Here is a 6,099-nt window from a genome sequence, read left to right on the forward strand (position 1 = left end):
CGTTGATTGCAAGGGAATTCCGCGACGTTGGCGTGAAAACAAGGCCCCACTGCGACAGGGTTTAGTGAACAAGTCATCGACTGCGATAGGGTCAAGCAGTCTGTTAACCCACCAAACCGGCGCTGGATGGTGGTGAGAGCAGCAAGAATATTGATCATCGACGCCGAGAATTGCGGATTCAACTGATCGATGCAACACACTGAGGACTGTCTAGGCAGCAGGAGTGTTGCAGATGGAGTACAGGACGCGAATCCATGATCTCGCATGAACTCGGTCAACGATATGGCCCGTGCACAATATTCATAGAGTGTCTGTTCTACATAGGAGTAGTGCCAGATACGGCAGCAGGCGGCGGCTAGCTCGGAGTCTTTCGCCTCTCAGTGACCTGGTGAGAAGTGACCGCACTCGACCTGGATGAATTTCTGGCCTGCGTGCGGTCGCCCCCGAAGGATCAGTGGTTGTGTTCGCCGCAGCTTTGGGTATGTGTATGAGGGAAGCAGGACGTTGTAGGGAGTAGGAGATCTAGCAGCCCTGTTGCTTTGCAGCGTGAAATGTCCCCAAGCCAGGCGTAGCGTCCAACCGTCCTCAGGGGGAAACAGGCTATGCGCACAGGGAACGTGTTCGCTTTTCTGTTGGCTGTTTTTTCGCTAACGGCCCAAGCCCAGTCCGGCAGCACCAACGTCGATGCCTACGAGGAGTACGGCAAGCATGTCCGGGCCGCGCAGGAAGTCACTCCGCTTACCTCCAATCTCTTCGGCGATCACGTCAGCCTCTACAACGGCGCGACCGAGTTTGATGTCACGGACGTGGATCTACCCGGCAACAGCAGTCTGCCGGTGCGGTTCGGTCGTCGCCTCGAGATCGATGACCGACGCCAGCCCACCGGCAAACTCGGCGGCCTCGGCGAATGGGACATCGACGTTCCCTATATCGACGGTGTTTTCACTACCGAGAATGGCTGGGAAGTGCAAAACAACGTCGGGCAGGGCGGCGTCTATTCGCGTTGCAGCGTCGTCACGCCACCCTATACCGTCATCGCCAGCCTCGGCGGTATCGAGGAGCCCGCCTCTCAGATATGGGATGGCAACCAGCTGCATATTCCAGGCGAGACCGACGAAGAGCTGCTGGCGAATACGGAGACCGCACTGCCCGATAATCGGGCTACGTATCCCTGGATCACCAAGAGTTTCTATCACGCATCGTGTGCTTCGAGCACGGCCAATGGCTATCCCGGTGAATCGTTTGTCGTGGTATCGCCCAGTGGGGTGAGCTACACCTTCAATTGGATGGTGGTGAATCCGACCTCGATCCTGCATTACCAGCGACCGAACCCCACCGGCACGGGAACGATCGGATCCCTCGCCAACCGTTCCCGCTTCTTTCTGCTGGCGACCCAGGTCACGGATCGTTTTGGCAACTGGGTCAAATACAACTACAACGCGTCGTCGCAGCTTCAGAGCATCACCGCCAACGATGGCCGGGAGATCGATGTCACTTGGTCGGGCAATGTGGTGCAATCGGTCAGCATCCCCTCGACGAACCCGGGGCCGAGGACGTGGCGGTACGGCTACGTCGCTAGCTCGGATGGTTATGCCGCGAATGGTTTGCTGAATACCGTCACCCGGCCGGACGGATCGCAATGGACTTATACCGTCACCTCGGGGTCGCTGCGTACCCTTAAGGATCTGTCGGTCGATACACCACCGACCTATCACTGCCAGATCGACGCCAATGCCAACACCGGCAGTATGGTCTACACCATCGGCGCGCCGTCGGGTGCGCAGGGGATCTTCAGTTTCACGTATCAGCGCAATCCACGCTCGTACGTTCCGTTGAATTGCACGGACGTGAACCCGTATACCGAGTACCCGGATGTCTATGATTTCTTCGACAACTTCGCGTTGGTATCGAAGCAGATCAGCGGTGCCGGCCTGGCCACGATGAACTGGTCGTACGACTACGCCGCTACCGTCAATGGCGGCGGTTATGTCACCGCCAATATCCCGTTTCCCTACCCGACCGAAACCTATATCCCCCAGTCGAGTTCGGCGTACCACCCTCCCAAGATCGTGACCGTCACCGATCCCACGGGGATCACCAAATACTCCTTCGGAATCAACTACGGTGTCGATGAAGGGCGATTGCTGCAGACCGAGACCGACACACTGTCAGGGCAGATGGTCAGGACGGTCACCAACACCTATCTCCCCGACAGCCAGATTGCGAGCCAGGCCTTTCCGGACAACGCCGGGCGTTCGGTCCAACCCATCTACAAGAATCCGATGGTGGGGCGTATTCGTCCCGAGGTCGTGACGACCACGGTACAAGATGGCGACACCTATACCCGGCAGACTCTGGGCTTCGATGTCTTCGCACAGGCGACCGACGTCAAACGCTTCAACTCGATAGCCGGCCAGCAGGCGATCGAGGAGCAAACCAGCTACCTCAACGACACGACGCTGTGGGTGCTGGGTTTGCCGCAGCAGGTGACCAATGTCACCACCGGCGAAATCGAGAGCTTCAATGCATACAACAGCAACGACACGCTGCAATCGCGCGCTCGTTTTGGCCAGACGCTGTTGACCTACACCTACAACGCTGCCGGCCAGCTGGCCAGCTTCACCGATGGCAACAGTCACACCACCAGCCTGAGCAACTATTACCGAGGTATCCCGCAACAGGTCAATTACCCGGACAGCACGAGCCAGACGGCCATCGTCGACTATTACGGTGACATCCTGTCGATCACCGATCAGGCCGGCCTTACGACGTCCTATACCTACAATCCCATGGGCTGGCCGAGCCAGGTCAGCTATCCGACCGGCGACGAGGTGGCGTGGTATCCCAAGAACTACGCGTTTGCCTATGTAACCGGCGCGGAGCGCGGCATTCCCGGTGGTCACTGGCGGCGCACCGTCACCACAGGCAACAACACGGAGGTGACCTATTTCGATGCGATGCTGCGCCCCCTGCTCAGCGACGTGTCGATCGCTGGCACGGCGGGTTCGGACATCACGACCGCGAGCAGTTTCGACTGGCGCGGCCTGACCACATTCACGTCCTATCCGGTCAGTGGCACCCCCGATCTGTCGGCAGTGACCAGCGGATCGCACAACACCTATGACACGCTGGGTCGGCCGACGACCAGTCAGCAGGATTCCGAGCTGGGCACGCTGACCACCACCACCGCCTACCTGTCCGGCGCCGGTGTGCAGGTGACCGACCCCAAGAACAACGTCACCACCACTTATGCCCAGGTCTTCGACGCGCCGTCGTACGACGCGCCGATCCAGGTGCAGGCGCCTGCGGGCGTCACCCAGACCATCGCCCGCGATCTCTATGGCAATCCATTGTCGATCACGCAGTCGGGCATCTACAACGGTACCGAGAGCGACAGCATCACCAAGACACTGACCTACGACAGCTACCACCGCCTGTGCCGCACCACCGAGCCGGAAAGCGGTAGCGAAGTGATGGCCTACGATGCGGCCAACAACTTGGCGTGGAGTGCCGCGGGACTCGCGATCACCGGCGCCGGCTGCGGGCAGGATCAGGTCGCGACCGCGGCGCAGACGGCGCGCACCTATGACGCGATGAATCGCGTCAAGACGATCGCGCCGCCCGCCGGCACGCAGAGCACCAGTTACGGCTACGATCCGGTCGGCCGTCTCACCAGTGCGGTTTCGGGCATCAGCACCTGGAGGGGTACCTACAACTTCCGCGGCATGTTGACCGGCGAGAGCCTGCAGCTGGCTGGCCAGAACGCGTGGGGCCTCGGCTATGCCCACGATGCGTATGGCAGCCTCAGCCTGATCCACTACCCCGACGGCGAGAACGTCAGCTACGCGCCCGACGCGCTGGGGCGGCCGACCCAGGCCGGCAGCTATGCGACCGGCATCGGCTACTTCCCGAACGGTCAGGTGGCGCAGTTCACCTACGCCAATGGCAGCAGTTATGTGGCCGCGCAGAACGCACGCCAGATGCTCAGCAATTTCAGCTATGGCACCGGCAGCACGGTGCAGCTGAGCGAAGACCTGAGCTACGACGCCAACGGCAACATCACCACGGTGGCCGATTTGGCGGGTGGCCCGCGTGCCAAGTCGTTCGGCTACGACGCGCTGAACCGGTTGACCAGTGCCAACGCGGCTGGCTTGTGGGGTACCCAGGCGTATACCTACGACGCGCTCAATAACCTGCGCACGCTGCAGATCGGCAGCCAGACGTCGACCTACACCTACGATCCCACCAACAAACTGGCCAGCATCAGCGGCGCGCAATCGGTCAGCTACACCTACGATCCGCGCGGCAACGTGGCGACCAAGAACGGTACGAGCCTGGTATTCGACCAGAAGAACCAGCTGACCCAGGTCGCTGGCAGCAACACCTATGCCTACGATGCGTCGGGCCGACGGGTGTCGAAGACCGCCGGTGGCGTGACGACGTATTATTTCTACAGCCAGGCCGGGCAGCTGATGTATCAGTGGGCGCCCGGCAGTGCGCTGACCACCAGCTTCGTCTACCTGGGCAGCAAGCTGGTCGGGGACAACGAGACACTCGTGCTGGGTGCGCCGGCCACGGTCGACTTCGATGCCAACCCCAACAACGGCAGCTACACGGTGAGCTGGGGCGCCGTGACGGGCGCCACCAGCTACGTGCTGCAGGAAAGTGCCAACGGTGGCGGCTGGGTGACGGTCTACTCTGGTGGCAGCCCCAGTGTCACGCTGAGCGGCAAAGCCGGCGGCAGCTATGTGTATCAGGTGGAGGGTTGCGCAGGAACCACCTGCGGCGGCTGGACAGGCTCGGCCACGCTCGGCGTGCGTCCGGCGCTACCGACGGTGACCGTACCCGGCGGCACGATCAACGGCACCTACAACGTGAGTTGGACGGCCCCTGCGACCGCCACCAGTTATGACGTGCAGGAGCGCTTGAACAGCGGTGCGTGGAACACCATCGCCAGCGCTACCACGGCAAGCTCGATCAGCCGTCCGGGCAATGTCAGCGGCAGCTACACCTATCAGGTCGCGGCCTACAACGCCTATGGCACGCGCGGCTGGGCCGGCTCGGCTGCGGTGACGGTGGATACCACCTATGGCGTGTTGCCCGCCGCACCGGCGAGTCTGACCGTGCCGGCTAGCAGCAACGATGGCAGCGCCACATTGAGCTGGGCTGCCACCAGTCTGACCACCCGCTATGTGGTCGAGCAAAGCAGCAGCGGCGGCACCAGCTGGGCGCAGATCTACAACAGCACGGGCACCAGCACCGCCGTGTCCGGGTTGGCGGACGGCAGCTACAGCTACCACGTGCAATCGTGCAATACCTATGGCTGCAGTGCCTGGACCAACGGCAGTGCCACCTTGGTGGTAACGCATCCGCCCACCACGGCGCCCACCCTGAGCGTGCCGGCCAGCAGCACCAACGGCAGCTATGCGGTGAGCTGGGGCGGCGTCCCGGGTCAGATCAGCTACACCCTGCAGGAGCAGATCAACGGCGGCGGCTGGACCACGGTGCAGAGCAACGGAATGACCAGTTGGAGCACCAGCGGCCGCGGCAATGGCACTTACGGCTATCAAGCGCAGGCGTGCAACGTCGGCGGCTGTGGGCCGTGGAGCGCGGTAGCGAGTACCAGCGTGCTGTGGCCACCACCGACACCGGCCAGCATCAGCGTGCCCGGAAGCAGCAGTGGTCTTATCACCGTGACGTGGGCGACCTCGGCCACAGCGACCAGCTACACCTTGCAGCAAAGCATCGATGGTGGCGGTTGGACGACCGTCTATAGCAATGCGGCGAATGGCACGACTCTGAATGAGTCATCCACGGGCAATTACACCCTGAGGGTGCAAGCCTGCAATGCCAGCGGCTGCAGCGGTTTTGTGACCAGTGGCGCGGTGGCGGTGACCATCCCACCGGCCAGCGCACCGGGCCTGAGTGTGCCGGCGAGCAACAATACCGGCAGTTACACGGTGAGCTGGGGCGGCGTGAGCGGCGCCACCAGCTACACCTTGCAGGAGCAGGTCAACGGCGGCGGCTGGACCACGGTGCAAGCCAGCGGAGCCACCAGCTGGGGTACCAGTGGTCGCGGCAATGGCACCTATGGTTATC

Annotated in this window: 1 protein-coding gene; it reads left to right on the forward strand. The window is 62.0% G+C overall.

The genetic code is table 11. From position 1 onward, the window contains the following. Positions 1-617 precede the first annotated feature (617 nt). Positions 618-6,099: hypothetical protein (locus DEO45_RS00970; RefSeq protein WP_189339648.1), on the forward strand; the 5,482-nt coding region annotated here is incomplete at its 3' end.

This window comes from Rhodanobacter denitrificans, from assembly GCF_003335105.1.
GTDB lineage: Bacteria > Pseudomonadota > Gammaproteobacteria > Xanthomonadales > Rhodanobacteraceae > Rhodanobacter > Rhodanobacter denitrificans_A.